This is a genomic window from Nonomuraea sp. NPDC026600, assembly GCF_040638335.1.
Lineage (GTDB): Bacteria > Actinomycetota > Actinomycetes > Streptosporangiales > Streptosporangiaceae > Nonomuraea.
The window spans coordinates 510,235-534,400 of sequence record NZ_JBEZYD010000002.1 but is presented as its reverse complement, the minus strand read 5'-3'; the positions used below and the strand labels follow the sequence as shown (position 1 = coordinate 534,400).

The following is a 24,166-nucleotide window of genomic DNA, read 5'->3' as shown; positions in this document are numbered from 1 at the left end:
CTCTCCGCGTGAGGATGAGTGGTGCGGTGGGGTGCTACGCGTCGCGCAGCGGCTGGTGTGCCCTGTCCTTCACCCGGGACACGGCGATGAGCGTGCCGAGTGCGGTGAGGACCGCGTAGAAGGCGGGCATGCCGGTGTTGCCGGTCTTGGCGATGAGGAACGTCATCAGCAGCGGCGCGGTGCCGCCGAAGAGCGCGGCGGACACGTTGTACCCGAGCCCGTAGGCGGAGTAGCGCACCCGGGTCGGGAAGAGTTCGACGAGCAGGATGTGGATGACGCCCGTGTGGCCGGCGAAGATGATCGCCATGATGCACGCGCCCAGGATGGCGAGCGGAACGCTGCCGGTGCCGATGAGCAGGTAACAGGGGATCCCGGCGATCGCCATGGCGATGGCGGCACCCGCGAGGACCCGCTTGCGCCCGACCCGGTCGGACAACCGGCCCATGTAGGGGATGGCGATGCAGATGGCCACCAGGCTGGTCGCGGTGACGAGCAGGGCCTGCACCTTGCTGAAGTGGAGCTGGGTGTTCATGAACGTCGGCATGTAGCTGAACAGCACGTAGTAGCCGGAGCCGTTCATCAGCGGGATGAACAGGGCGAGCAGCATCGCGCGGCGGTGCTCGGCGGAGGCGAAGGCCTCCTTCAGCGGGTTCTTCGCCAGGCCGCCGCTCTCCTGGAGGCGGGTGAAGTTCGGGGTGTCGCTGATGCGCTTGCGGATGTAGATGCCGGTGAGACCGAGCGGGATGGCCAGCAGGAACGGGATCCGCCAGCCGTACGCCTCCATGCGGTCCGGGCCGAGGCCGCTGGTCAGGGCGGCGGCGATCAGCGTGCCGGTGAGCAGGGAGAGGAAGGAGGCGATCTGGGCGTAACTGGTGTAGAGGCCGCGCTTGCCCTCGGGTGCGTGCTCGGCGAGGAAGCTCATCGCGCCGGACGCCTCGCCACCGACCGAGAAGCCCTGCATGACGCGCATCAGGATGAGCAGGGCGGGTGCCGCGATGCCGACGCTGGCGTAGGTCGGCAGCACGCCGATGGCCGCCGTCGCGACGCTGATCAGCAGGATGACGAAGACGAGCATCCGCTGCCGGCCGATGCGGTCGCCGAGGTGACCGCAGATGATGCCGCCGAGGGGCCGGAAGAAGAAGGAGACGGCATAGCCGAGGAAGACGAGCTGAATGGCGTTGGCCGAGTCCGGGAAGAAGACGGTGCCCAGAGTGCCGGCCATGAAGCCGAAGATGCCGTTGTCGTAGAGCTCGGCGAAGATCCCGACGCACCCGGCCAGGGTGACCTTACGGGCGGTTTTCGGATCGACGGTGTTGGGTGTCGGTTGTGCGGCCACAGTGGCCATGGCTGTCTCCTTCACTCGCTTACGAGGTGGGGGGCGGAGGGAGCTGCGGGAGGACGCGGAGTGCGTCGAACACCGTGCGTACGCGAGTGCGCAGGGAGTCTATGTCGGCACGTTGTGACCGGTACGCGGCCACGGCCTCGGCCACCGTCCGGCGCCGGAACCGGACGGGCTGGCCGGGGCGGGTCTGCCCCAGCGCGGACAGGCCGGTCGAGGTGACGACCGCGAGAACGGGATAGCCGGCGGTGACGCCACGGCCACGGTGCAGGACGAGCAGTTCGTCCCCGGCCGGCACCTCGACCGCGCCGACGGGCACACCACGGGAGAGCACCTCGCCGGTCGCCGTCCGGCGCGGCACGTCGCCGCTCATCCGCAGGCCGATGTGGTTGCTCTGGGGGGTGACGGTGAACTCCGACCGGAACAGCCGCTGCGCGGAGTCACCGAACTCCGCCAGGTCCGGGCCGTCGGTGACGTCGATCGTCCACGATTCGCCGAAGCGCGGTACGGAAGCGTTCAACCGGAACAGCGGAATATCGGAGAACGGATGCTCGACCGGCGGAAAGGGGGTACGGATGGCGAGCTGATCACCGTCACGCAGCGTGCGCCCGAACCCGAGGATCGTGTCGGGAGCGCAGCTACCCAGCAGGAACGGCGACTCCACCGAGCCGTGCACGGCGAGGTAGACGCGCAGACCGTGCCTGATGCGCGTGACGCGGATCCTTTCGCCCGCCCGGACCACGACCGGTTCCCACCGGGGGCGCGGAACGTCATCGACGGTGAGTTCGGCGGGGGCGCCGGTCACCGCGATGAGCACATCGGCCGAGGGTGTGCAGGCGAAGCCCAATGCCGTGATCTCCAGCAGTGGCGCACCTTCGTCGTTGCCGGTCAGCACGTTGGCGACGCGGGCGGAGTACTGGTCGAGAGCGCCGTTGACGGGTAGGCCGAAGCGGGAGCGGCCGAGCCGCCCGAGGTCCTGCACCACCGAGAGACCGGCGCGGTGGACGGTGAGGGTGTCAGCCACGGGCCACCGCCTCAGCCGTGAGCATCGCGCCGTCGTGGTCGGGCCACTCCTCGGGAGTGATCGGTACGAACCGGAAGGTGTCACCGGGCCGGTACGGGGTCAGCGGCTCGGAGTCGAGGTCGAGGACGCGCAGCGGAGTGCGTCCCAGCAGCGGCCACCCGCCCGGCGAACGCATGGGGCAGATCACGGCCTGCCGGCCCGCCACGGCGATCGACCCGGGCGGGACGCTGGTCCGCGGAGAGGCCAGCCTCGGGACCGGTCTCGGGAACGCGGGACCGTCCATCATCGGAGCCCCCACCGGTGCGCCGAGGCAGCGCACCATCAGGTCCCGGCCGGTGTGCAGGTCGACGACCTCCTGCTCGGCCAGCCCCAGTTGCTCGGCCACCACGGGCAGGTCGGGGCCGTACTCACCGCCGTACACCACCGGGACCGTGAACCGCCTGGGCGAGGGCACCGGTGCCGGGCTCTCGGCGAGCCGCCCGGCCGCGCCCCGCAGGGCACGGTGAATCGTGTCGTGATCCGTGGCGGCGCAGTCGAACTCGACGAGCAACGAGTCGTAGGTGGGGACGATGCCGTGCACCCCGCCGAGCCGGGCCGCCTCGATCGCGTCGGCCAGGGCGTGCACGACCTGCCAGGCACGGTCGCCGCCGCCGGTGGCCTTGACCACGACGGCCGAGTCGCCGCAGTCCGCGATGTGGATGCCGTGGTCCATCTCAGAGGCCGTACCTGGCGTCGAGCACGTCGGCCAGCGGGGCGATCGCCACGCCCGCCGCGATGAGTTCCTTGCGCAGGAGATGGGCGAGGGCGACGGCGCCGGGGGTATCGCTGTGCAGCAGGACGGTGTCGCACTCGACCGGGATGTCCCGGCCGCCGACGCTGCGGATCACCCCTTCGGTCACCAGCCGGACCGTCCGTTCGCTGATCTCTCGCTCGTCGTGGATGACCGCGCCGGGTTCGCCCCTCGGCACCAGGCTGCCGTCGTCGCGGTAGGCCCGGTCGGCGATCCCGACGATGCCGACCCGCAGGCCACGGGCGCGGGCGGCGTCGGCGAGCTCCCCGTCCTGCGCCAGGACGATCATCGACCGGTCGAGGGCGGCGACCGCGTCGGCCACGGCGGCCGCGTAGTCCTGCCTGGTCGCGACCAGGTTGCCGAGCCGGCCGTGCGGTGCCACATGGCGTACCCGGGTGCCGTGCGCGGCGGCGAACGCCTGCAGGGCTCCCACCTGGTAGAGCACGTCGGTACGGACCTCGTCCGGCGTCAGATCCATGGCGCGGCGGCCGAACCCGACCAGGTCGGGGAAGCTGGGGTGCGCGCCGACGGCGACACCGCGCTCGACGCAGTGGCGTACGGTGGCGTCCATGATCCGCGGGTCGCCCGCGTGGAAGCCGCACGCGACGTTGGCCGAGGTGAGGACATCCAGCAGCGCCTCGTCGTCACCCATGGTGTAGGCGCCGAACCCCTCACCGAGATCGGCCACGAGATCGACCGTGTGTGCCATGTCGTCCTCCGCTCAAGAGGTCAGAAAGAGAGATGTGGCTGCGCGCGAAGCGGTTTGAGCGCGGCTGTGAAGATCCCGCCGGGGATTGCCGGTCAGGCCTGAATTACCGTTTGGGTGACCGTAATGCGGGGGGATGGGCACATCAAATACACATTGCGTGTGACGTGATAGGTCCCCGCTATGACCGCGCACCTGCTCCGGCTCCGTGTCCGGCCCCGTACGATGAGCCCCTGGCAAGGCTGGAGGTAGCCGATGGACACCAGGCGTCTCTACTCGTTCGTCAAGGTCGTCGACGCCGGGAGCATCACGCGCGCCGCCGACATCCTGCATATCGCGCAGCCCGCGCTGAGCCACCAGATCTCCATGCTGGAGAGCCAGTTCAAGCAGCAACTGCTGATCAGGAGCAAGCGCGGGGTGGCGCCGACCGAGGCCGGGCGCGCCCTCTACCGTCACGCCCAGCTGATCCTGCGCCAGCTCGAGCACGCGCAGGCGGCGATCGACGTGTCCGGCCGGGCGCCCGCCGGAGGCGTCTCGGTCGGCCTGGCTCCGTACAGCACGGGCGCGGCACTGGCCCTGCCGCTGCTGCGGGCGGTGCGGGAGCGCTACCCGGACATCCTGCTGCACATCAACGAGAACTTCGGCGGCGTCATCAGCGAAGCGATCATGACGGGTCGCATGGACATGGCCTTCATCTACGACGCCGGCCCCATCCGCGGCGTCCAGTTCGAGCCGATGCGCACCGAGGACCTCTACCTGGTCGCCGCCCCGGGAACCGGGCTGGCATCAGAGGGAGACGACGTCTCCATCGCGGAGCTGGCCGACGTGGGCCTGCTGCTGCCGAGCCGCATCCACACCATCCGCCAGGTCGTGGACGCCGCCTTCCGCCATGCCTCACTCGAACCGAAGGTCGTCGGCGAGATCGAGTCGGTCCTGACCCTGGTCAGTGCCATCAGCGCCGGGATCGGTGCCACGGTGCTGCCCTGGTCGGCGGCGCAGGCCATCCTCGACGTACGGAATCTGGTGGTGCGGCGGATCGTCAACCCCACGATCGAGGTCAAGCTCTCGCTGTGCACGTCCCACCACCAGCCGCTGTCGGAGCCCGCCCTCGCGGTACACGATCTCTTCCACGAGTTGATCCTCGAATTCGGCAAGAATTCGGCTGGCCGATGACGTCACACACACCAGGTATTGGTCAAACCCGCTGAGCTCTGACTAGCGTTCTCGCCGCCAGGCAAAGCGGCATCAGTGGAGCGGTGGATGAAAAGGCTTGTGCTCAGTACCCGTGGCACGAAAGCGGTACCGGCGTGACCAGCAGCCCGTTGTTCGACATCGAAGGGCGCATCGCGCTGATCACCGGATCCAGCCGGGGCATCGGCCGTGCGCTGGCACAAGGGCTGCTGGAAGCCGGCTGCACGGTGGTGCTCAACGGCCGTGACGAGGCGGTCCTCGCGCGGACCCGCGCCGAACTGGCCGGACTCGGCCCGGCGGCGGCCGGCAAGGTCTTCGCCCGCGCCTTCGACGTGACCGACTCCGCGGCCGTGGCCGCCCATGTCGCCGCGATCGAGGACGAGGTGGGACCGATCGACATCCTGGTCAACAACACCGGGACGCAACACCGCGCGCCGCTGGTGGACTTCACCGACGAGGACTGGCACCGGCTGGTCGGCACCAACCTCACCAGCGCCTTCTTCATGGGCCGGGAGGTCGCGCGCCGGATGGTCCCGCGCCGCCGCGGCAAGATCATCAACATCTGCTCGGTGCAGAGTGAGACGGTACGCCCTGGCATCGCCCCCTACGCGGCCACCAAGGGCGGGCTGAAGCTGCTGACCAAGGGCATGTGCGCGGACCTCGGCCCCTCAGGCATCCAGGTCAACGGCCTGGGACCGGGATACTTCGCGACCGAACTCACCGAGGCGCTCGTCGCGGACGAGGAGTTCAGCGCCTGGGTGCGGGGGCGCACCCCGGCCGGCCGGTGGGGCGAGGTCTCCGACCTGATCGGCGCCTTGATCTTCCTGGCGTCACCCGCGTCCGACTTCGTCAGCGGGCAAGTGTTGTACGTCGACGGCGGAATGCTGTCCGTTCTATGAGGGAGCACATATGCGTGCCTGTGTCGTCCACAAGGCGGGCGATCTCCGGGTCGAGGAGTGGGATCCCGGCCTTCCTGGCTCCGGGGAGGTTCTCGTGGCCGTGACCCTCGGCGGCATCTGCGGCTCGGACCTGCACTACTACCATCGCGGTTCGGTCGGTGACTTCCAGGTCCGCGAGCCCCTGGTGCTCGGCCACGAGGTCGTCGGCCGGATCCACGCGCTCGGCCCCGGCACGGACGGCCCGGCTGCCGGCACACCGGTGGCGATCCACCCGGCCACCCCGTGCGGCGCGTGCCCGGAGTGCGCGGGCGGCCGGCGGAACGTGTGCGGTCAGGCCCGCTATCTCGGCAGCGCCGCGCGGATGCCCCACGTCCAGGGTGGTTTCGCCCAGCGGCTGGTCGTACCCGCCGATCAGGTACGAGCGCTGCCGGCCGGGCTCGACCCGCGCAGGGCCGTACTGGCCGAGCCACTGTCCGTCGCACTGCACGCGGTCCGCCGCGCCGGGGCGGTGGCCGGCAAGCGGGTGCTGGTCACGGGCGCCGGTCCCATCGGTTCCCTGGTGGTCGCCGCGTTGCGGCACGCGGGAGCCGCCGAGGTGACCGTCAGCGATCTGCTGGACACCCCCCTGGACGTCGCCAGGAGGGTCGGCGCCACGGCCACCGTCCGGGCCGACCACCCCGACGACCCGGCGTGGCCGGACGACGTCGACGTCGCCATCGAAGCGTCCGGCTCCGGGGCGGGCCTCGGCACCTGCCTACAGCGGGTACGCCGCGGCGGCACGGTCGTCCTGCTCGGGCTGCTCCCACCTGGCGAGACCGGGTTCCCCGGCAACGTGGTGGTCACCCGGGAGATCACCATGCGGGGCGCCTTCCGCTTCGACCACGAGTTCGACGACGCGCTGTCGCTGCTGGCTTCGGGCTTGGCCGTCCATCCGGTCATCAGCCACACCCTCCCGCTGACCCGGGCGGTCGAAGCGTTCGACCTGGCCGGCGATCGTGCCGTGGCGTCGAAAGTCCTGCTCGATCTGGGCGGCGAATGACAGATCGGGGCGCTCAAGGGGTGGCCTGGGCCCCAGTACGAGCGGCGCGATATTCCTCCACGACCAGGTCGGTGAGTTCCTTCACGGAGGTCCGGGCGGTTGGTTCGTCGAAGGTGATGCTGCCGTGTTGGAGGAGGTTGACCCGGTCGCAGACCTCCAGAACCTGGGCGTAGTTATGGGCGATGATCATGATGGAGACCTCGCCGCGGGCTTTGAGATCGCGGACCAGGTCGAGGATCTGCACTCCCTCTTTCGCACCCATCGCGGCCAGCGGCTCGTCCAGCAGGAGGATTGTGGAGCGGGAGTAGACGGAGCGGGCCACGGCGATGGCCTGGCGTTGGCCGCCCGACAGTTTGGCCACTTCCACGTCCACCGACGGAATGTTGACGCCCATGTCGTCGAGGTGTTCGCGGGCCAGGCGGCGCATTTTGCGGTTGTTCAGCAGACAGCCGAAGATCACCGGCTCGCGGTTGAGGAACATGTTGTGGTAGACGCTCAGTTCGTTGATCAACGCCAGGTCCTGGTAGACGGTGTCGATGCCGAGTGAGCGGGCGTGGTCGACGGATTTGAAGGACACCTCCTCGCCGTCAAGCAGGATGCGGCCGGCGTCGGGCTGGTGGAAGCCACAGATGATCTTCATAAGGGTGGACTTGCCGGCACCGTTGTCGCCGATCAGGCCGAGCACCTCGCCTTTGGCCAGGCGGATGTTGACGTCGCGCAGCGCGGTCACCGTACCGAACCGCTTGGAGACGTGCTCCACCCGCAGTACGTCGGTGGAGTCGCCGTTCGGAGAGGTCACGTCGTCCTGCCCGCCCTTCTCAGCCGGCTCAGATACACGTTGGCGATCATCGCCAGGAGGATGGCGCCTCCGAGGATGAGGAAGTACGGGTTGGCGGAGATGCCGATCAGGTTGAAGCCGTTCTGGAGCTCGGCCAGCACCAGCGCGCCCAAGGCGCCGCCGATGATCGTGCCGGAGCCGCCGGCGAGGGCCGTGCCGCCGATGACCGCCGCCGAGACCGCGGTGAACATCAGGCCGGTGCCGCCGCCGAGGTTGGGGTCGATCGTGTGAATCCGGAAGGCTTCCAATATCCCGGCAAGAGCTCCCAAAGTGCCAGCAATCATGAAATTACCGATCTTGATGCGCCCCGTCCGGACGCCCGCCTCCTGCGCCCCCAGCAGGTTCCCGCCCACGGAGATCGTGTGCAGCCCCCACCGCGTACGCGTGAACAGCACGTGGAAGAACGCCACGATCACCAGAGCCCACGCGAGATGCGCCCAGTTGGCCGCCCCGAGCCACTGCCCGATCTGGTTGTCCACCGAGGCGGGAATCTCGGCCGGATAGGCGCCGGACGTGGTCAGCACGATCCCGGTCACCAGGTAGAAGGTGCCCAGCGTGGTGATGAACGAGGGCACCTTCAGCACGACCGTGACGAACCCGTTCCCCAGCCCGATGACCGTGCCGGTCAGCAGGGAGAGCAGAATCGCCGGGACGGCCGGAAACCCCCAGTAGTCGATCGCGTAGTGCGTCATGAACGGCGCCAGCGCCGCCACCACCCCGACCGACAGATCGATCTCGCCGCTGACCAGCAGCAGCACGATGCCGCAGGCGACGATGGCGCTGGGCGCGGCCGCCTGGGTGATGTTGACCATGTTGTCGCCGGTCAGGAACGCCTCGGAGGCCGAGGCGAAGTAGGCCCCCAGCGCCAGCGCCACGACCAGCACGCTCGCCTCGCGCCGCCGCAGGAACCCGTCCCTGATCCGGGGCAGGATCCGGTTCGCGCCGCGCCGCGGCCCGTCCGGCACGGGCCGTCCGGCCACATCCGCGGGCGCCGGCGACTCGCGGATGCCATCGCTGATGTCGGGCACCTCGCCCTCCTCCACATGGATTGGCTGGGTGTACGACTTGCGCCCCGCGCCTTCCCCGGGCGCAAGCCGTACGTCTCAAGTCCCGATCAACGCTTCTAGGAGGCGTGAGCGATGGCCCCGGACCGTTCGACCAGCTTCTGGGCGGTGTCCGAGCCCTCGAAGCGGGTTTTGGTGGTCTGGTACGGCCCCACGGTGTCCTTGGTCACGAAGAGCAGACCGGTGTTGGTCTCCGACGGGAACAGCAGCCCGCCGGAGAGCTTGTACAGGTAGAGGTAGAGCACCGGCAGGAAGCCCTGCAGGTACGGCTGCTGGTCGATGGTGTAGTCGAGATCGCCGTTCTTGATGGCCGCCAGCGACTCGGGCACCAGGTCGAAGCCGCCGGCCACCTTGAGGCCCTTCGAGCGCATGTTGTACTTCTTGACCACCTGCCCGATCGACTGCGTCGAGCCGGCGTCGACGGCGAGCATCCCGGCCAGGTCGGGGTGGCCCTGGGCGTACGCGTCGATGATCGACAGCCCCTTGGTGATGTCGGCGTTCGTCCCGACCGACTCGAAGGTGATCGACTTGCCCGAGTCCTTGATCGCCTGCGCGGCGCCGTCGATGCGCGGCTGAATGTTCAGCGCGCCCGGGGTGGCGATGAACCCCACCACGTCGCCGGAGTCCACCTGCTGAAGGGCCCGCTGGCCCAGGGCGTACCCGGACTCGTAGAGCCCCTGTCCGATGTACGCCAGCCGGCTGGTCCCCTTGTCGTCACGGGCGCCGTCGGCGTTGTAGGACACCACCGGGATGCCCGCGTCCAGAGCACGGTTCACGGGCTCCTTGAAGGCCGCCTTGTCCACGACCGCCACTCCCAGCCCATCGGCCTTGGCCGAGATGGCGGTGTTGGTCGCGTTGACCATCTCCGCCACGATCGAGTCCTTCGACCCGGTCCACTGGAACTCGGTGCCGAGCAGCGCGCACGCGTCCTGGGCACCGTACTGGGTGGGGGTGAAGAACGGATTGGTGGTGACGTGGCAGACGAAGACGAACTTCCACTTGGGCGTCGACGGGAAGTCGCCGGAGCCCGCCGCCGCCGCCGCGGTGCCGCCTGAGGCGGCGGGCCGGTTCCCGCCCGAGTCACTGGTGCACGCGCTGAGCAGCGCGGCCGCGGCGGCCGAGGCGCTGACGAGGCCCGCCCCGGTCAGGAGGCGACGACGCGCGAGGCGGTTCAGGCCGAGTGTGTCGAGGGCCTCCTCGACCTTCGGATGGATGTCTTTCATGATCCTGCCTCATGGCTCCTTCCGCAGTTGTCACACCGTGGAGAACGCGTAGATCGTCGTGGTCCGGTAGACATCGCCCGGCCGCAGGACGGTCGAGGGGAAGTTCTCGTGGTTGGGCGAGTCCGGGAAGTGCTGCGACTCCAGGGCGAAGCCGGACCGCTTCGGGTAGAGGTGGCCGCTGGTGCCGCGCAGCGTGCCGTCCAGGAAGTTGCCCGAGTAGAACTGCAGGCCCGGCTGGTCGGTGATGACCTCGAGCACGCGCCCGCTGTCCGGCTCGACGACCCTGGCCGCCAGTCCGAGGACCCGCCCGCGACTGTCGAGGACGTAGTTGTGGTCGTACCCGCCGCCTCGCACGATCTGCTGGTTCTCGCTGTTGATGCGGTCGCCGATGGCGGTGGGCTCGCGGAAGTCCAGCGGTGTCCCGCCCAGCCGGGCGATCTTTCCGGTGGGGATGAGCGTCTTGTCGACCGGCGTGTAGCGGGAGGCGTTGATCTGCAGCTCGTGGCCGAGGATCCGGCCGTTGCCCTCACCGCGCAGGTTGAAGTACGCGTGGTTGGTGAGGTTGACGATCGTGGGCCGGCTGGTGGTGGCGCGGTAGTCCATCCGGATCCGGTTGTCGTCGGTCAACGTGTAGACGACCTTGGTCCGCAGCGTCCCCGGGTAGCTCTCCTCGCCGTTCGGGCTGGTGTAGGTCAGCATGAGCCCCACGCTGTCGTGCCGCTTGACCGGATGGGCCTCCCAGACCCGCTTGTCGAAGCCCTTGGTGCCGCCGTGCAGGTGGTTGGGGCCGTCGTTGGTGGCCAGCTGGTACGTCTTGCCGTCCAGGGTGAACCGCCCCTTGGCCACACGGTTGGCGTAGCGGCCGGTGATGCACCCGAAGTACGGACTCTTCTTGACGTAGTCGGACAGGTTGTCGAATCCGAGCGTCACGTTGGCGAACCTGCCCCCGCTGTCGGGGACCTCGATCGACTGAAGGATGCCGCCATAGGTGAGGATCTTCACCCGCATCCCGCTGGAGTTCCGGAGCGTGTAGATGTCGATCTTCTGTCCGTTGGGCAGGGTCCCGAACTGCTTCTTGGTGATGCTCGGCCCGCCGCCGGCGGCCTGCGCCGTGGGTGCGGCCGCCAGGCTCATCGCCAGGGCGACCACGGCCACGAGGGCAACCCTGATGGCGGTGGCGAGTCTGTTTCGGATGAGGGCGCTACTGGGCATGGACGATCTCCCTTCAGATGCGCTGATCTTGGGCCATATGTCACCTGGCGATTGCTGGTGGAGCGTTAACAGTTCGCCACGCGGCCGCAAGGCCGTCGCGGTCCCGCAGAACTGAGAGGGCGCCCGAGGAAGGCGCAATATGACCACACCTGGCTCTCACCCGACGAGCCGGTGACTCCCGAATCACGAAATGAAAACGATTGAATGCAATCGTATTCATCATCGGTTACGTTCGCACCAGCAGGGGGTCGTGTCAACACCGGCCCACTCCAGAGAGAGGAGCCTGGCAAATGAGGACCCATCCCAGGTGGCCTGTCCGGGCGGCCGCAGCGGTGCTGTTACTCGCGGCTGCCGCCTGCGGCCAGGAGGAGCCGCCCCCCACGGCCGGCCAAGCGCCGGCCGCGACGACGGCATGTGCCAGCAAGGGCGCCCTGACGATGTGGGAGCGCTCAGGCGGCAACAAGCAGATGGTGGACATGCTGGTCGCGGCATGGAACACCAAGAACCCCGACTGCAAGATCAATTTAACCTACATTCCCCACACCGAGATGGTGGGGAAGATCGCCCAGGGTGTCGCCTCGGGTGACGTGCCCGACCTGATGGGCATGGACCTGATCTACGCCCCGCAGTTCGAAAAGGAACAGCAACTGGTCGACATCACGGACCAGGCCAAGGATTGGCCGGAGCTGAAGACCGCCAGTAAAGGGCACATGACCGTGGCGACGTACCAGAATCGCCTCTTCGGCGTGCCCCTTTATGCGGACGTGTCCGCTCTCTTCTACAACAAGGATCTTTTCACGCGGGCCGGGCTCGACCCGAACAAGCCGCCCACGAGCCTGGCCGAGCTGCGTAGCTACGCCGACAAGATCACCGCGCTGGGCGGTGGCGTCAAGGGCTACTACCTGCCCGGCAACTGCGCCGGCTGCAACATCTTCACCGTCGGTCCGCTGATGTGGGCCTCCGGGGCCACCATCGAGGCGGCAGGCCCGGGAGGCGAGCCGCTGGTCGGCGATGGCGTCAAGCAGGTGCTGCAGTTCACCCGCGACATGGTCAAGGCCGGCAACGTCCCCGAAGGAAGCCGCACGGAGAACGGCGAGACATTCCATCTCCAGTTCGGCTCCGGCAAGGTGGGCATGATGGGCACCGGCAATTTCAACATCACACTGGCGCGCCAGCAGAATCCGAAGATGAAGTTCGGCATCGCCCTGTTGCCCGGGGTGACACCGAATTCCTCGGCCTCCTTCATCGGCGGCGACCTGGTGGTGGTGCCCAAGGGGAGCAAGCGGGTCAACGACGCGGTCAACGTGATGAAGTTCCTGCTCTCCGACGAGGTACAGGTCGAGGTCTATGCCAAGGCGCTCAACCTCACCACACGAACCGACATGGTGGAGAACAAGTATTTCCAGGCCGAGCCGCTGGTGCGCGACGTGGCGAAAGCGCTCACGGTGGGCCGCACGCCGTACACGGTCACGTTCTTCGAGCAGATCAACTCGCCGCAGGGGCCGTGGCTGAAGATGTTGCAGCGCGCCTATTACGGTAACGACGGCCTCGACACCGTCATCGCCGATGCCAAGAAGGAAATGAAGGCCATCGCCGGCCGGTCGTAGATGAGAGGCCGTTTCCACCGGGCGGCCCGTCGCCCGGTGGACGCCTTACTCGCCAAGAGGAGCTGTCATGCGCCACGGCTCACGGCGCCGTCTGGTCGGATTCGCCTATCTGGCACCGGCCTTACTCTTCGTGCTCACCTTCACCGCCTATCCCCTGGTGCAGATGGCGTGGATGTCGTTGCACAACTGGTCCCTGCTGTCCCCGCCAAGATTCGTCGGGACGGCGAACTACGAGCGGGCTTTCCATGACACCCAGTTCTGGGTCTCCTTCCGTTTCACCCTGCTCTACACCGCGCTCATAACTCCGTTCCTCATCATCGGCGGTTATCTGCTGGCGCTGCTCACCGCCAGGAACACCGCCCTGCGCCGGCTCACCCGCACGGTGGTCTTCATTCCGGTCGTGATCGGTCTCGGGGTGTCGAGCCTGCTGTGGTACTGGCTTTTCAGCACCGATTTCGGTCTGGTGAACCGGGCCCTGCTCGACCTGGGGATCATCGACGAACCCGTGCTGTGGCTGGGCGTGGACGCCGGCGTCTCCAACTTCGCGATCAGCGTCTCCGTGGTCTGGAAGGTGATCGGCTTCGGGATGATCCTTTTCGTCGCCGCGATCCAGGCCGTGCCAACGGATGTGGTCGAAGCCGCCCTGGTCGACGGGGCGAGCCACCGGCAGCGGGTCACCCGGGTGATCCTGCCGCTGACCCTGCGCACCGTCCTGCTGGTGACCCTGGTGAGTGTGATCGGCTCGCTGCTCGCCTTCGACCAGTTCTACATCATGACCGCCGGTCAGCCGGGCAATGAGACGGCGACCTCGGTCTTCTACATCTACCTGAATTCCTTCCCCTACCTGAAGCTCGGGTACGGTGCCGCCCTGTCGATGATTCTGGCCTTCACGATTCTCGTCTTCACCGTGATCCAGTTGCTGCTGAGCCGCCGGAGCCATCAGTGAAGGGACGCGGAAGGTATCTGGTGGCGGCGTGTTGTATCGCCGTCTGCACCGTCATGCTGATGCCGCTGGCGATGTCGGTCCTCGCCTCGGTGAAGCCGACCGAAGAGGCGGCCGCCTCTCCCCCGACCTACATTCCGCACGGGCTCAGCTTCGACAGCTATATGCGGCTGTGGAGTTACCAGGAGGGGCTGCCGGTCTACCTCGCCAACAGTCTGGGCACGGCGTTGCTGACCATTGTGCTCACGCTGCTGCTGACCGTTCCCGCGGCCTACGCGCTGGCGCGTTTCCCCGTCCCGGGCAAAGAGGTGATCTTCGTGGTGTTGCTGCTCGCGCTGATCATTCCTTACCAGGCTCTGCTCACGCCGATGTTCCTCATGTTCGCGAAGATCGGCCTGACCAACTCGCTGCTCGGCCTCGCGATCCTGCACACCGCCATCCAATTGCCGTTCAGCCTGTACGTGCTGCGCAACAGCTTCAGCGCCGTACCGAGGGAGCTGGAGGAAGCGGCCATCATGGACGGTTCCTCGTCGTGGGCGGCGTTGCGCTGGGTCTTCATCCCCGCTGCCGTGCCCGCGATCGTCACCACCGCGCTCTTCGCCTTCATCACGTCGTGGAACGAATTCCTCGGCGCGCTGGTGATGATGAGCCGCGGCTCCAAGTTCACCCTGCCGCTGATCCTCGCCACGTCGAGGACGGAGACCAGCCTCGGCGGCACGGACTGGAGCATGCTGCAGGCCGGCGTCACCATCTCGATCATCCCGTGTGTCCTTTTCTATTTCCTGCTTCAGCGGTACTACGTGTCGGGTCTGATGAGTGGCGCCATCAAATGAACGCAGGCAGCGTGTGGCCGACCGCGGCTGCATCCGATCGAGATCGTCAGCGGGTTCTGGGCGCAGCGGCAGAGGAGGCGATGCGGGTCAGGATCCTGACATGATCGGTTTCACCTCAGCGCCGGAGGTGCGGTCGAATCCCGCACTATCAATGCCGGCTTGAAAATCTCGAGAGGCGGCGGGCGCTCGGCATCGGCCGGTTCGCGAGCCAGCCTGACCGCCTGCGTAACGGCGTAGCCGACGATCTCCGATATCGGCATCCGCACGGTGGTCAGCGCCGGCACGGTATGCGCCGCGATGACAATGTCGTCGAAGCCGACGACCGACAGGCGATCCGGCACTGTCACGCCCAAGCTGTGCGCGGCGTGCAGCACGCCCACGGCCACCACATCGGTCGAGGCAGCGATCGCCGTGGGCGGGTCGGGCCGGTCCATCAGGCGCCGCAGCGCGGCATCGCCGCCGGCCAAAGTGCTCAGGCTGCGCTCGGCATAGCCCGGCGGCACGGCGCCGAACCGATCACGCATGAAATCGAGGTAGGCATCCTCCCGCGCCCGATATTCATTGGGAAGCTCCGCGTTGATGTAGGCGATCCTCTTGTGTCCCAGGGACACCAGATGGCTCAGGCCGGCCCAGATGCCGGCCCGGTCGTCGGCGTCAACGGTCGGGAACTCGCGCGGGCTCGTACCCGGCCAGAGCGCGACCACCGGCACGATCGAGTTGCGCAGGTCGGCCAGGAACTGCGGATGCTGCTGCATGTCACCGAGCAGCACCACCGCATCGGTGTGCCGGGTCTCCAGCACGGTGGTCAGCGAGAGCGCCTCATCGCCCGCCCGGCCCGGCACGTGGCCCAGAACAACGTTGTAGCCGTGCGCCATCGACTCGACCACGAGCGCCTCGATCGCCCCGGCGAAGAAGAGATCGCTGAAGTCGCGCACCACTGCGCCGATGAGGTTCGTCGAGGCACCGCGCAGCCCGCGAGCCAACGGGTTGGGCCGATAGCCCAGCTCCCGGGCAGTCCGCAGCACCCGCTGGCGAGTCTCCTCCGCGATGGGCACGGCGGTGGGCGCGCCGCTGAGGACACGGGACACGGTGCTCTGCGAGACGGCAGCCGCAGCGGCGATGTCCCGCATGGTAGGCACTGACCGCCTGGCCGACCGGTCTTTAGACATCCAGCCGAGACTATCGCATCACGATGCAGGCATACGATTTCGCCACTCGGCCGCGCGGCGCCGGAACTCTGGCGGGTGTGGTGCGGGCATGAGAAACATCCTCCTGATAATCGCCAAGTGTCCGGAGAACAGGGGGAAGCTCAGTTTCAGCGGATATGTTCCGGGCTTTCGCCTTGTCGCGGTCGAGTACAGCCGGCAGGCGCGGGCACCGAGGCCGGCGACGTCAAATGATGTGGGCACCCCTGAGCCCCGAGGAGGCGTTCTCCCGCGCCAGCCGCAATACCAGCAACCGGACGGTACGCGGAACGGACGCATTCTGACGCGCGGCGGCTGCGCAGAGGAAATGACCAGTCGCGGATGCTGTGTCACCATTTGCGGGGTTACGTCCGGGAGACCTCACGCGACACCGGATGTCGTCGGATTTCTGACCGGCCGTCAAATTCACCTCAACAGCGGAATGGATTAACTGGGCCGAGCAGGCGATGAGCTCAATGGCGATCCTCGTGAATTTTATTTCTATTTTATACTCGCCATTCATTCAATCGCAAAAGCGAGCCCGTTGTCATGCGCCAGGCGTACTTGTTCGTTCACGCCGAAGGCCGCCGGGGCGACAGAGCTACGACCTCGCCAGCACATATTCCCAGGTCAGAGCCACCTAGCCGGTTAAATGATCTTCCCTTTGAAGTGTGTTACGCAGTTGTTATCAGGCTTCCCCTTGCCCCCGGGTTGCAGACTATTCACTATTCGACTTTGGGCCACGAAAATATTTTGTTCGGCACGGCCTGCGTGGGGGGAAGCACATGCGCGGAGGCAGGACTACATCGTTATGGGTGCGGCTGTCAGCCGCGCTCGCAGCGCTTGTCGTGTTGGTGCCGATGGGTGGAGTGGCCGTCGCCACGCCCACCATCGCACCCGGTGCGTTCATGCAGATTGTGGCGCATGAGGACGACGACATCTTGTTCATGAACCCCGATATCGACGACTCGATCCAGTCGGGGGCGGCGAACGTCACGGTCTTCATGACCGCGGGGCAGGTCACCGGGGACGGTGACACCGACGAGCAGCGAGCCCGTAATCGGCAACGCGGCATGCTGGACGCCTACGCCCGGATGACGGGGGTGCCGGATGTGGATCCGGCCGCCCAGGAGGAGTGGACCGGGGTGGCCTGGACGATCGAGGATCGGCAGGTCGAGCGGTACACACTCACGGACCATCCGCAGATCCAGCTGGTGTTCATGAACATGCGGGACAACGAGATCGGCTGGTTCAGCTGGGTTGACGACTTCGTCGATCACACGATCATCCCCGAGGACGGCCTGGTGAGCGAGTCGTACACGTACGAGCGCGCTGACGTGATCGCCGTCCTGGCGGGGTTGATGAACCACTACCAGCCCAACGTGCTGCGTGCCCAGGACCCCATCGTCGACAACCGCTACGACCCGGGCCACGGCGACCACGTGGCCGCGGGACGGTTGGCCGGGGACGCGGCCCTGGCGTCAGGCCTGCCGATTCTGCTGGTGAACTACCGCGACTACAACATCGCCGACGCGCCGGTGAACCTGACGACCGCGATCAGCACCCGCAAGAGCGCGATCATCGATCACTACATCCAATACGACCACGCGTTCGACCCGAACGTGTGGCCTACCCGGATGTACTACCGCTGGGCCAGGGGAACCCACTGGGCAGGCCGGAACGCTGATGGCCGACCCCAGATCTTCGTGGTGCGCAACGGTGTGGTGAACACCTACGGGCAGACCCTGCTGGGAGCGTGGGACGGCCCGCACGTGCTGGCCGGCGCGGACGGCGCCTTGGCGCCCGCGATCAGCGTGGGCAAGCAGGCCGACGGCCGGTTGGCGATCTTCGCCAGGCGAATGACCGACCACCACATCGTCACCATGTCCCAGACCGCGGCCAATGGCGCCTGGACAGGGAGCTGGACCGACCTCGGCAATCCCCACACGGACTGGGAAGTCCAGGAACAGATCGGCCTGCCCGTGGTCGCCTCCAACGCCAACGGCCGGATGCAGATGTTCGTCAAGAACGGCAACGGCGGGGTCAGCAGCCGCGTCCAGACGGCGGCCAACGGCGGCTGGGGCGGGTGGCAGAACCAGAACGGCACTGACGTGCAGGACGGCCTCACCGCCGTCACCACGCCATCGGGTCGCATCGAGCTGTTCGCCAGTTCCAGGACTCGGCTGCTGCGCTGGTATCAGTCCACATCCAATGGCAGTTTCACTCGCGACACCACCGTCCCGTCGCTGACCCCGGCCAGCTCGCCTTCGATCGCCCTGTCCCAGGACGGGCGTCTCCACGTGGCCTACCGCCGCGCCGGCACCGCCGAGATGGTCGTCAGCTACCAGCTCGTGGCCGGTGGCGCCTGGAGCACTACGCCTGCTGTGATCGGAGGACACGCGGGTGTCGGCGAGCCCGCTCTCGTCACCACGCCGACTGGTCCGGACGCGCGGATCCTGATGTTCGAGCGCAACGCCGGGACCGGGGTCAGCATGACCAAGCAGTTGATCGCGAACGGCAGCGGTTATGGCGCGTGGGCCGACCTCGGTGGAACCATTGTCGATTATCCGGCGGCCACTCTTGATTCGAGCGGGGCTGCCGTGATGTTCGCCATCGGGACCGATGGCGTGGTTCATGCCCGCAAGCAGTCGGCGCCGGGAGCCGACAGTCCGTTCGGGGACTGGGAGGCTCTGCCCTGATTCACCTGAGGTCGCAGGACCTTTCCCACCGAAACCCCCTGGAACGCCGGTCCACGCCATGAATACCGAGCGTAACGAATTGATTGCGATGGCCCCTGCCGCGTATCCTCGGCGCCTGAGCTTGATTTACTGAACGCACATTCCGCCGGATCAGGATCGCTCATGGCGCAGATGTCAGTGAGATCGTATGCGGGAGCCCTGCTCGAGGAAATCGAAGGGCGCGGCCCCGAGCGGCAGAGGCGTCGGCTCATGGCGGCGGACGAGGTGACCGTGCAAAAGGGCACGGAGACTTTTCTCAACGATATCCTGGACCATATCTCCAATTACGAGATGGAGCATCGCGCCCATTTCATGACGGCCTGCGACGACGCGCGGCTCAGGATCGCGTCCACGCCCGGCTCGCTGCTCCATGGCGTCATGGCGCTCGTCTGCGTGACCGTCAAACTGCTGGATCGCCGCTTCAAGTCCCCCGACCTGGGGGCACAGCAGGAGACGGACGCATACTGCACCGGGCTGTTCGCCGATCCGTGGCTCAAAGAAGCGATCCGGGTGGTCTACCGGCCGACCAATCGCGCGGAACAATCCGCCGAGTCGCGCACGTGGGGCGACATTGACTTCGGCACCATCGAATACCACAAGGCGGGCACCACGTCGTTCATTCTGAAAGGCCGCAGGAGTCAGGCGGTGAACGAAGCGGGCGCCCGGCCGCTGCTGGCCATTAAATGCGTCCTGTTCCCGTGGAACAAACTCGCCGCCATCGCCAGAGCCACCGACGCGTACGCGGCCACGTACGGCACCGACGCGATCACCTCTGTCGTCGTCAAGCCCATATCCTCCTCGGACCGATGGGTCGTCATGCCGTTCCAGGAGGGACAGACGCTGGGCGAACACCTGTCCGCCTTCGAGGCAGGCAGGCCGACCATTGCCGCCCGCCTCAGGAAAGCGCAGCAGGTCGCCGCGAAATTGACGGCGGCGCTGCACCGGCTGGCGGGCGGCGCCCCGGTGGGCCCGACGAACCCGCAGAGCCAGCACCTCGACCTGTCCCCGAACAACGTCATCCTGGACAAGGAGACGGCCGAGGTCCGCCTGATCGACCTGGGCATCAACCACCTGTACAGCCGCCAGGTGGGCATCGCCGAGCACGACGACTCGGTCTACATCGCGCCGGAGATCAAGAACAGGCGGCCCGAATCCGTCACCGCGGACGTCTATTCGCTGGGCATCATTCTCATGGAGATCCTGACCGGGAGTCCGCCCAGGGACGGCCGGACTCCGGACGAGATCTGGACCACCAGCCCGATCCTGGGCCGCGTCCTGGAGGACTTGATAGACGAGCGCCCCGAGCGGCGGTTGCTGCTGCGGCCGGCCACCGAGGAGTTCGCGTTCGACACCCTCGGCGAGCACCTGGATTTCCATTTCGCGCTGGTGCGGCAGGAGTCCGAGGTGCGGGAGAGCGATTTCGCCCACCCGTTCGCGAAATACGCCCCGACGTCGCGGGAGGTGGCCACGCAGTTCAAGCAGGTGCGGGCGTGGCGGAAGCTGGGCGACGGGCACGCACGGTTCGAGGAGTACCTCCTGCTCTTTTCGGTGATCGCGACCGCGTCCTGGTGGTTCATCGCCGCGAAGACCGCGCTGCTCAAATTCGATGACGTCGTCACAGGCGAGGTGAAGCTGGCGGAGTTCGTCGCCGACGCTGGATTGGCGGCCAACATCATCGCCTTCTGCCAGGGACTGGTGGCCGCGAAGTACTACCAGACCATTTTCGCGCGGCTCTCCGTCCGGGCCATTCCCGGAGGGCTGGCGACAGCGGCGGAGCTTCTCATGCGCTCGATGGCGGTGGTGGCGGTGCCCACGACGATCCTGTCGACGTTCTGGGAGGAGCTGTACTGGATCTGGCCGTGGACCTCCGCGGCCGGTGCCCTCGCGGTAACGGCGTGCAACGGCATCACACTGAGGCTGGCGACGCGGACCATCCGCGCCTCGCGCACGGAGTTCTCCACCATCCCGGAGCGGGGCAAGGTCTTCGCCCGCGGCTACGAGCAGTGGTGGTGGACCATGCTGATCTACGCGATCCTGATCATCATCTTGGCCTCTGGGGTGGCAGCCGGGCTGTTGCATGACATTTGGGCGTACGTCTTCATCGCCGTCGTGGTCACCGTGGGCGTCCATTACGTGGCCAAGTGCGTCGGCGCCGGGCCGGCGGTCCGCGGCAGCCTCGCGCGGGCCTTCTTCGCCGGCGAACGCATGGCGATCTTGGCCCAGCGGCCGGCCGGCTGAAAGCTTCAGACTCCGGCCGCCGCGTTGGCGAACCTCACCCCATGCGGGACCTAGCGGCAGACGCGGGCCCGCTCGATGTTCGCCGGCAGCACCGGTTTGCCGTCCACCGGCGGCGCCGGATCCCCGGGTGTCGGCTGGATGCCACCCGCGGCGATCCGGTCCAGCACGGCCAGCCCGGCGGCGTCCACGGTGCCGAAGATGGTGTAGTTCGGCCCCAGCCCCGAATCCCCGTACACCAGGAAGAACTGGCTCCCGTTCGTGTCCGGCCCCGCGTTCGCCATGGCCAGCACACCTCGCGCGTACGTCTTCCGCACCCCGGTCGGATCCCCCGGCCACGGCGGCAGGTCGGTGGGCAGCTCGTCCTTGTACCGATACCCCGGCCCACCCTCGCCGGTGAAGCTGGGGTCGCCGCACTGCAGCACCTTCAGCCGGTCGTAGGCGGTCAGCCGATGGCAGGAGGTCACGTCGTAGAACCGGTGCCGGATCAGGTGGACGAAGCTCTGCACCGTGCACGGTGCCTTGGCCGGGTCGAGGGTGAGCCCGATGGCGCCGTGGTTCGTCTGCAGCACGGCGGAGACGGGCCGGGTGGGGGTGTGGCGCGGGTCAGGCGGCAGCGGCACCTCGCGCACGGCCGGGTCGTCGGGCGTCTCGGTGTACTGGCACGGGCCCTTGGTCACCTTCGGTGGCCGGGCCCCGTTCGTGGTGGGGGCCGCGGCCGTCGTGGGCTCGTCCGGCTCCGCGGACGCGGGCGGCGCGAACGCCACCACGCAGCTCGCCGCCACCGCCACTGGTAACCATGCTCTACGGATCATGACACCCGTTTAGTCGATCTCGACCATCACGTCAACCATCGGTGAGCGCGGATTGTCCGAAAGTGCCGGTCACTTGCCGCGCATCACCGCCGGCTCATGGCGGCGCAGCATGCGGGCCACCAGGAAAGCGCAGACCACCGCCAGGATGGCCAGGACGCTCATGTCCAGGAACCAGGTGCCGAAGTCCTGGCTCCACAAGGGGTCCGGCGGATCCTGGACGTGCGGGATGAGCTGGCCCACGTCGAGCGTGCCCGCCAACGCGGCCAGCGCCCAGCGAGCCGGTACGAGCCAGGAGATCTGCTCCATCACCGGCTTGCCGTCCAGGTGCACCAGCGCCCCGCAGAAGACGAGCTGGATCAGGGTGACGAGCACGAGCAGCGGCATGGTCATCTCGCTGGTCTTGGCCAGCGCGGAGATGAGCAGGCCCACGGTCATCGCGGTGAACGACAACAACGCGACGGCGAGCGAGAGCTCGGTCAGCGGCGCGGTGAACACCCCCTTGTCGTACGTTTTCACATTCAGCATCGCCACGTAGGTCAGCACGACGCCCTGGGCCACGGTGATCAGGCCGAGCACGAGCAGCTTGGAGCAGAGATAGGCCGATCTGGACAGTCCGACCGCGCGTTCTCGCTGATAGATGGCGCGTTCCTTGACCAGTTCGCGCACCGAGTTCGCGGCACCGGTCAGGCAGCCGCCGATGCACAGGATCAGCAGCAGGTTCGCCGCGTTGCCGTTGCTGTTCGGGGGGCCCATCAGGTTGCCGGTCGGGACGACGCGAGCCAGCAGGCCCATCACGATCGGCAGGGCGATGGTGATGCCGAGGAACAGCCGGTCCGCCACGATGCCCCGGCAGTAGCGGCGCACCAGCGTGCTGAGCTGCTCCGGCCAGCTCTGCTGTTTCGGCGGGATCTCCCGTTGTACGGGCTGTCTCGTCGAGACCGGCGCGATCAGGTCGGCCGCGATGTACTTCTGGTGCAGGGGAGATCGCGCGAACTCGCCGGCCCAGTCCCTGGCCGGGTCGTCGAACGCCAGGAACACGTCCGCCCAGTCGGTGAAGCCGAGGAACGGCAGCGCCTCGTCAGGCGGGCCGAAGTAGGCGATCTTCCCGCCCGGCGCCATCACCAGGAGCCGGTCACAGATGTCCAGATTGGCGACGCTGTGCGTGACGACGGCGACGGTACGGCCGTCGTCGGCCAGGCCCCGCAGCATCTGCATCACCGACTTGTCCAGCCCCGGGTCCAGGCCGGAGGTCGGCTCGTCGAGGAACAGCAGAGACGGCTTGGTCAGCAGCTCCAGGGCGACACTGACGCGCTTGCGCTGGCCGCCGGACAGCGAGGAGATGCGGTTGCCCTTGCGGTTCTCCAGCCCGAGCTGCTGGAGCACCTCGTCGACCCGCGCCTTGCGCTCGTGCTGCCGGGTGTCGTCGGGGAAACGCAGCTCCGCGGCGTAGATGAGGGCGCGGCGCACGGTGAGCTGGCTGTGCAGGATGTCGTCCTGCGGCACGAGGCCGACCCGCGAGCGCAGCTCGGCGTAGTCGCGGTAGAGATCGCGTCCGTCGTACGTGACGACGCCCTGGTCGGCGGGGCGCAGCCCGGTGAGTGCGCGCAGCAGGGTGGACTTGCCCGAGCCGCTGGGGCCGACGATCGCCAGCAGGCACTTCTCGCCGACCGGAAACGACACATGGTCCAGGAGCACCTTGCCGTCCCCCACGGTGACGGTGAGGTCGTGCGCCTGGAGGCAGACCTCGCCCGTGTCGGCGTACTCCGTGAGCGTGTCGCCCACGAGCTGGAACGTCGACGGCCCGATGCCGATGAGATCGTCCGGGGAGATGCGGGCCCGCTGCACGCGCCGGCCGTTGACGTACGTGCCCATGCGGCTGCCCACGTCGACGATCTCGTGGCCGTCGCCGGTGATCCGGAGCTCGGCATGTCGCCGGGACACCCGCAGATCGGTGACGACCATGTCGTTGTCCGGCGTCCGGCCGATGCGCACGACCTGCGCGCCGCCGAGGTTCCTGACGGCGGCCGGCGCACGCCACTGCCCGGTGCGCGGGAGGCGGACCGTGGGCGTCGCCTGGATCCCGGGTGCACCGCCTTCGTGGGCGGCGCCTTCGTGGGCGGCGCCTTCGTGGGCGGCGCCTTCGTGGGCGGCGCCTTCGTGGGCGGCGCCTTCGTGGGCGGCGCCTTCGTGGGCGGCGCGGAAGCCGATGAGTCCGCCCTCCGCCGGGTGCCCGAGGCCGATCCGGGTGCCCGGACCGACGACGACCCGCGCGACGCGGTGGCCGCTCACGTACGTGCCGTTGCTGCTGCCCGAGTCCTCCAGGATCCACTGACCGCCTTCGAACCGCAGCACGGCATGCGTACGCGAGACGTGATCGGCGTCGATGACGACATCCGACCCCGGATCGCGGCCCAACCGGTACGAACGCCCCGGATCGAGGGTCACAGATACGCCATGGCCTTCGACGACAAGCTGCGTCATGAGAC

At 67.6% G+C, this 24,166-nt stretch carries 19 protein-coding genes; 8 read left to right on the top strand and 11 right to left on the bottom strand.

Annotated features, from left to right (window positions below):
* Positions 1–34 precede the first annotated feature (34 nt).
* The 4 genes from AB0F17_RS05840 to AB0F17_RS05825 are packed head-to-tail and all read right to left on the bottom strand — an operon-like array spanning position 35 to position 3,862.
* Positions 35–1,345, bottom strand: a complete 1,311-nt coding sequence (locus AB0F17_RS05840; RefSeq protein ID WP_358016869.1) for an MFS transporter — start codon at positions 1,343–1,345, stop codon at positions 35–37.
* 19 nt (positions 1,346–1,364) lie between these two features.
* Positions 1,365–2,363, bottom strand: a complete 999-nt coding sequence (locus tag AB0F17_RS05835; protein WP_358016866.1) for a biotin-dependent carboxyltransferase family protein — start codon at positions 2,361–2,363, stop codon at positions 1,365–1,367.
* Entirely contained in the window at positions 2,356–3,075 is a 720-nt protein-coding gene (locus AB0F17_RS05830) for a carboxyltransferase domain-containing protein (protein WP_358016863.1), read from the bottom strand. The genes AB0F17_RS05835 and AB0F17_RS05830 overlap by 8 nt, the downstream gene beginning before the upstream one ends.
* Position 3,076: 1 nt before the next feature.
* Positions 3,077–3,862, bottom strand: coding sequence for a 5-oxoprolinase subunit PxpA (locus tag AB0F17_RS05825; protein WP_358016860.1), 786 nt, complete (start codon positions 3,860–3,862; stop codon positions 3,077–3,079).
* A gap of 252 nt (positions 3,863–4,114) precedes the next feature.
* On the opposite strand from AB0F17_RS05825, the gene nac reads away from it, so the two are divergent.
* The 3 genes from nac to AB0F17_RS05810 all read left to right on the top strand — a co-directional run bounded on the left by nac (position 4,115) and on the right by AB0F17_RS05810 (position 6,988).
* Positions 4,115–5,032, top strand: a complete 918-nt coding sequence (nac, locus tag AB0F17_RS05820; protein ID WP_358016857.1) for a nitrogen assimilation transcriptional regulator NAC — start codon at positions 4,115–4,117, stop codon at positions 5,030–5,032.
* Between the two features lie 134 nt (positions 5,033–5,166).
* Complete coding sequence (locus tag AB0F17_RS05815; protein ID WP_358016854.1) at positions 5,167–5,949, top strand: SDR family oxidoreductase; 783 nt, start codon at positions 5,167–5,169, stop codon at positions 5,947–5,949.
* A 10-nt stretch (positions 5,950–5,959) separates the two neighbouring features.
* On the top strand, positions 5,960–6,988 hold the full coding sequence (locus AB0F17_RS05810; RefSeq protein WP_358016852.1) for an L-idonate 5-dehydrogenase: 1,029 nt from the start codon (positions 5,960–5,962) through the stop codon (positions 6,986–6,988).
* A 13-nt stretch (positions 6,989–7,001) separates the two neighbouring features.
* On the opposite strand, the gene AB0F17_RS05805 is transcribed toward AB0F17_RS05810, so the two are convergent.
* From AB0F17_RS05805 to AB0F17_RS05790, 4 genes are all read right to left on the bottom strand, one after another.
* A complete protein-coding gene (locus AB0F17_RS05805) occupies positions 7,002–7,787 on the bottom strand; it encodes an ATP-binding cassette domain-containing protein (RefSeq protein WP_358016849.1) in 786 nt (261 codons plus the stop codon).
* Positions 7,784–8,854, bottom strand: coding sequence for an ABC transporter permease (locus AB0F17_RS05800; protein WP_358016846.1), 1,071 nt, complete (start codon positions 8,852–8,854; stop codon positions 7,784–7,786). Before AB0F17_RS05800 ends, AB0F17_RS05805 begins: the two co-directional genes overlap by 4 nt.
* A gap of 95 nt (positions 8,855–8,949) precedes the next feature.
* Positions 8,950–10,113 (bottom strand): sugar ABC transporter substrate-binding protein, encoded by a 1,164-nt coding sequence (locus AB0F17_RS05795; protein ID WP_358016842.1) that lies wholly within the window; start codon positions 10,111–10,113, stop codon positions 8,950–8,952.
* Positions 10,114–10,143: 30 nt separating this feature from the next.
* A complete protein-coding gene (locus AB0F17_RS05790) occupies positions 10,144–11,325 on the bottom strand; it encodes an aldose epimerase family protein (protein WP_358016839.1) in 1,182 nt (393 codons plus the stop codon).
* 332 nt (positions 11,326–11,657) lie between these two features.
* Here AB0F17_RS05790 and AB0F17_RS05785 point away from each other — a divergent pair, with 332 nt between their 5' ends.
* The 3 genes from AB0F17_RS05785 to AB0F17_RS05775 all read left to right on the top strand — a co-directional run bounded on the left by AB0F17_RS05785 (position 11,658) and on the right by AB0F17_RS05775 (position 14,708).
* On the top strand, positions 11,658–12,932 hold the full coding sequence (locus AB0F17_RS05785) for a sugar ABC transporter substrate-binding protein (RefSeq protein WP_358016836.1): 1,275 nt from the start codon (positions 11,658–11,660) through the stop codon (positions 12,930–12,932).
* 67 nt (positions 12,933–12,999) lie between these two features.
* Positions 13,000–13,878, top strand: coding sequence for a sugar ABC transporter permease (locus AB0F17_RS05780; RefSeq protein WP_358016833.1), 879 nt, complete (start codon positions 13,000–13,002; stop codon positions 13,876–13,878).
* 59 nt (positions 13,879–13,937) lie between these two features.
* A complete protein-coding gene (locus tag AB0F17_RS05775) occupies positions 13,938–14,708 on the top strand; it encodes a carbohydrate ABC transporter permease (protein ID WP_358016830.1) in 771 nt (256 codons plus the stop codon).
* Positions 14,709–14,818: 110 nt separating this feature from the next.
* Here AB0F17_RS05775 and AB0F17_RS05770 read toward each other — a convergent pair whose 3' ends face one another.
* Positions 14,819–15,838: a LacI family DNA-binding transcriptional regulator gene (locus tag AB0F17_RS05770; protein ID WP_358016828.1), complete on the bottom strand. Its 1,020-nt coding sequence runs from the start codon at positions 15,836–15,838 to the stop codon at positions 14,819–14,821.
* A gap of 962 nt (positions 15,839–16,800) precedes the next feature.
* On the opposite strand from AB0F17_RS05770, the gene AB0F17_RS05765 reads away from it, so the two are divergent.
* Positions 16,801–18,591, top strand: a complete 1,791-nt coding sequence (locus AB0F17_RS05765; RefSeq protein ID WP_358016826.1) for a PIG-L family deacetylase — start codon at positions 16,801–16,803, stop codon at positions 18,589–18,591.
* Positions 18,592–18,921: 330 nt separating this feature from the next.
* On the top strand, positions 18,922–20,868 hold the full coding sequence (locus AB0F17_RS05760) for a protein kinase (RefSeq protein WP_358016824.1): 1,947 nt from the start codon (positions 18,922–18,924) through the stop codon (positions 20,866–20,868).
* Positions 20,869–20,918: 50 nt separating this feature from the next.
* Here AB0F17_RS05760 and AB0F17_RS05755 read toward each other — a convergent pair whose 3' ends face one another.
* The gene (locus AB0F17_RS05755) at positions 20,919–21,680 is read right to left on the bottom strand and encodes a peptidylprolyl isomerase (protein WP_358016822.1); all 762 of its coding nucleotides are present in this window, start codon (positions 21,678–21,680) and stop codon (positions 20,919–20,921) included.
* Positions 21,681–21,749: 69 nt separating this feature from the next.
* Positions 21,750–24,161 carry an FHA domain-containing protein gene (locus AB0F17_RS05750; protein ID WP_358016820.1) on the bottom strand — a complete coding sequence of 804 codons (2,412 nt, stop codon included), beginning with the start codon at positions 24,159–24,161 and terminating at the stop codon, positions 21,750–21,752.
* Positions 24,162–24,166: the final 5 nt, after the last annotated feature.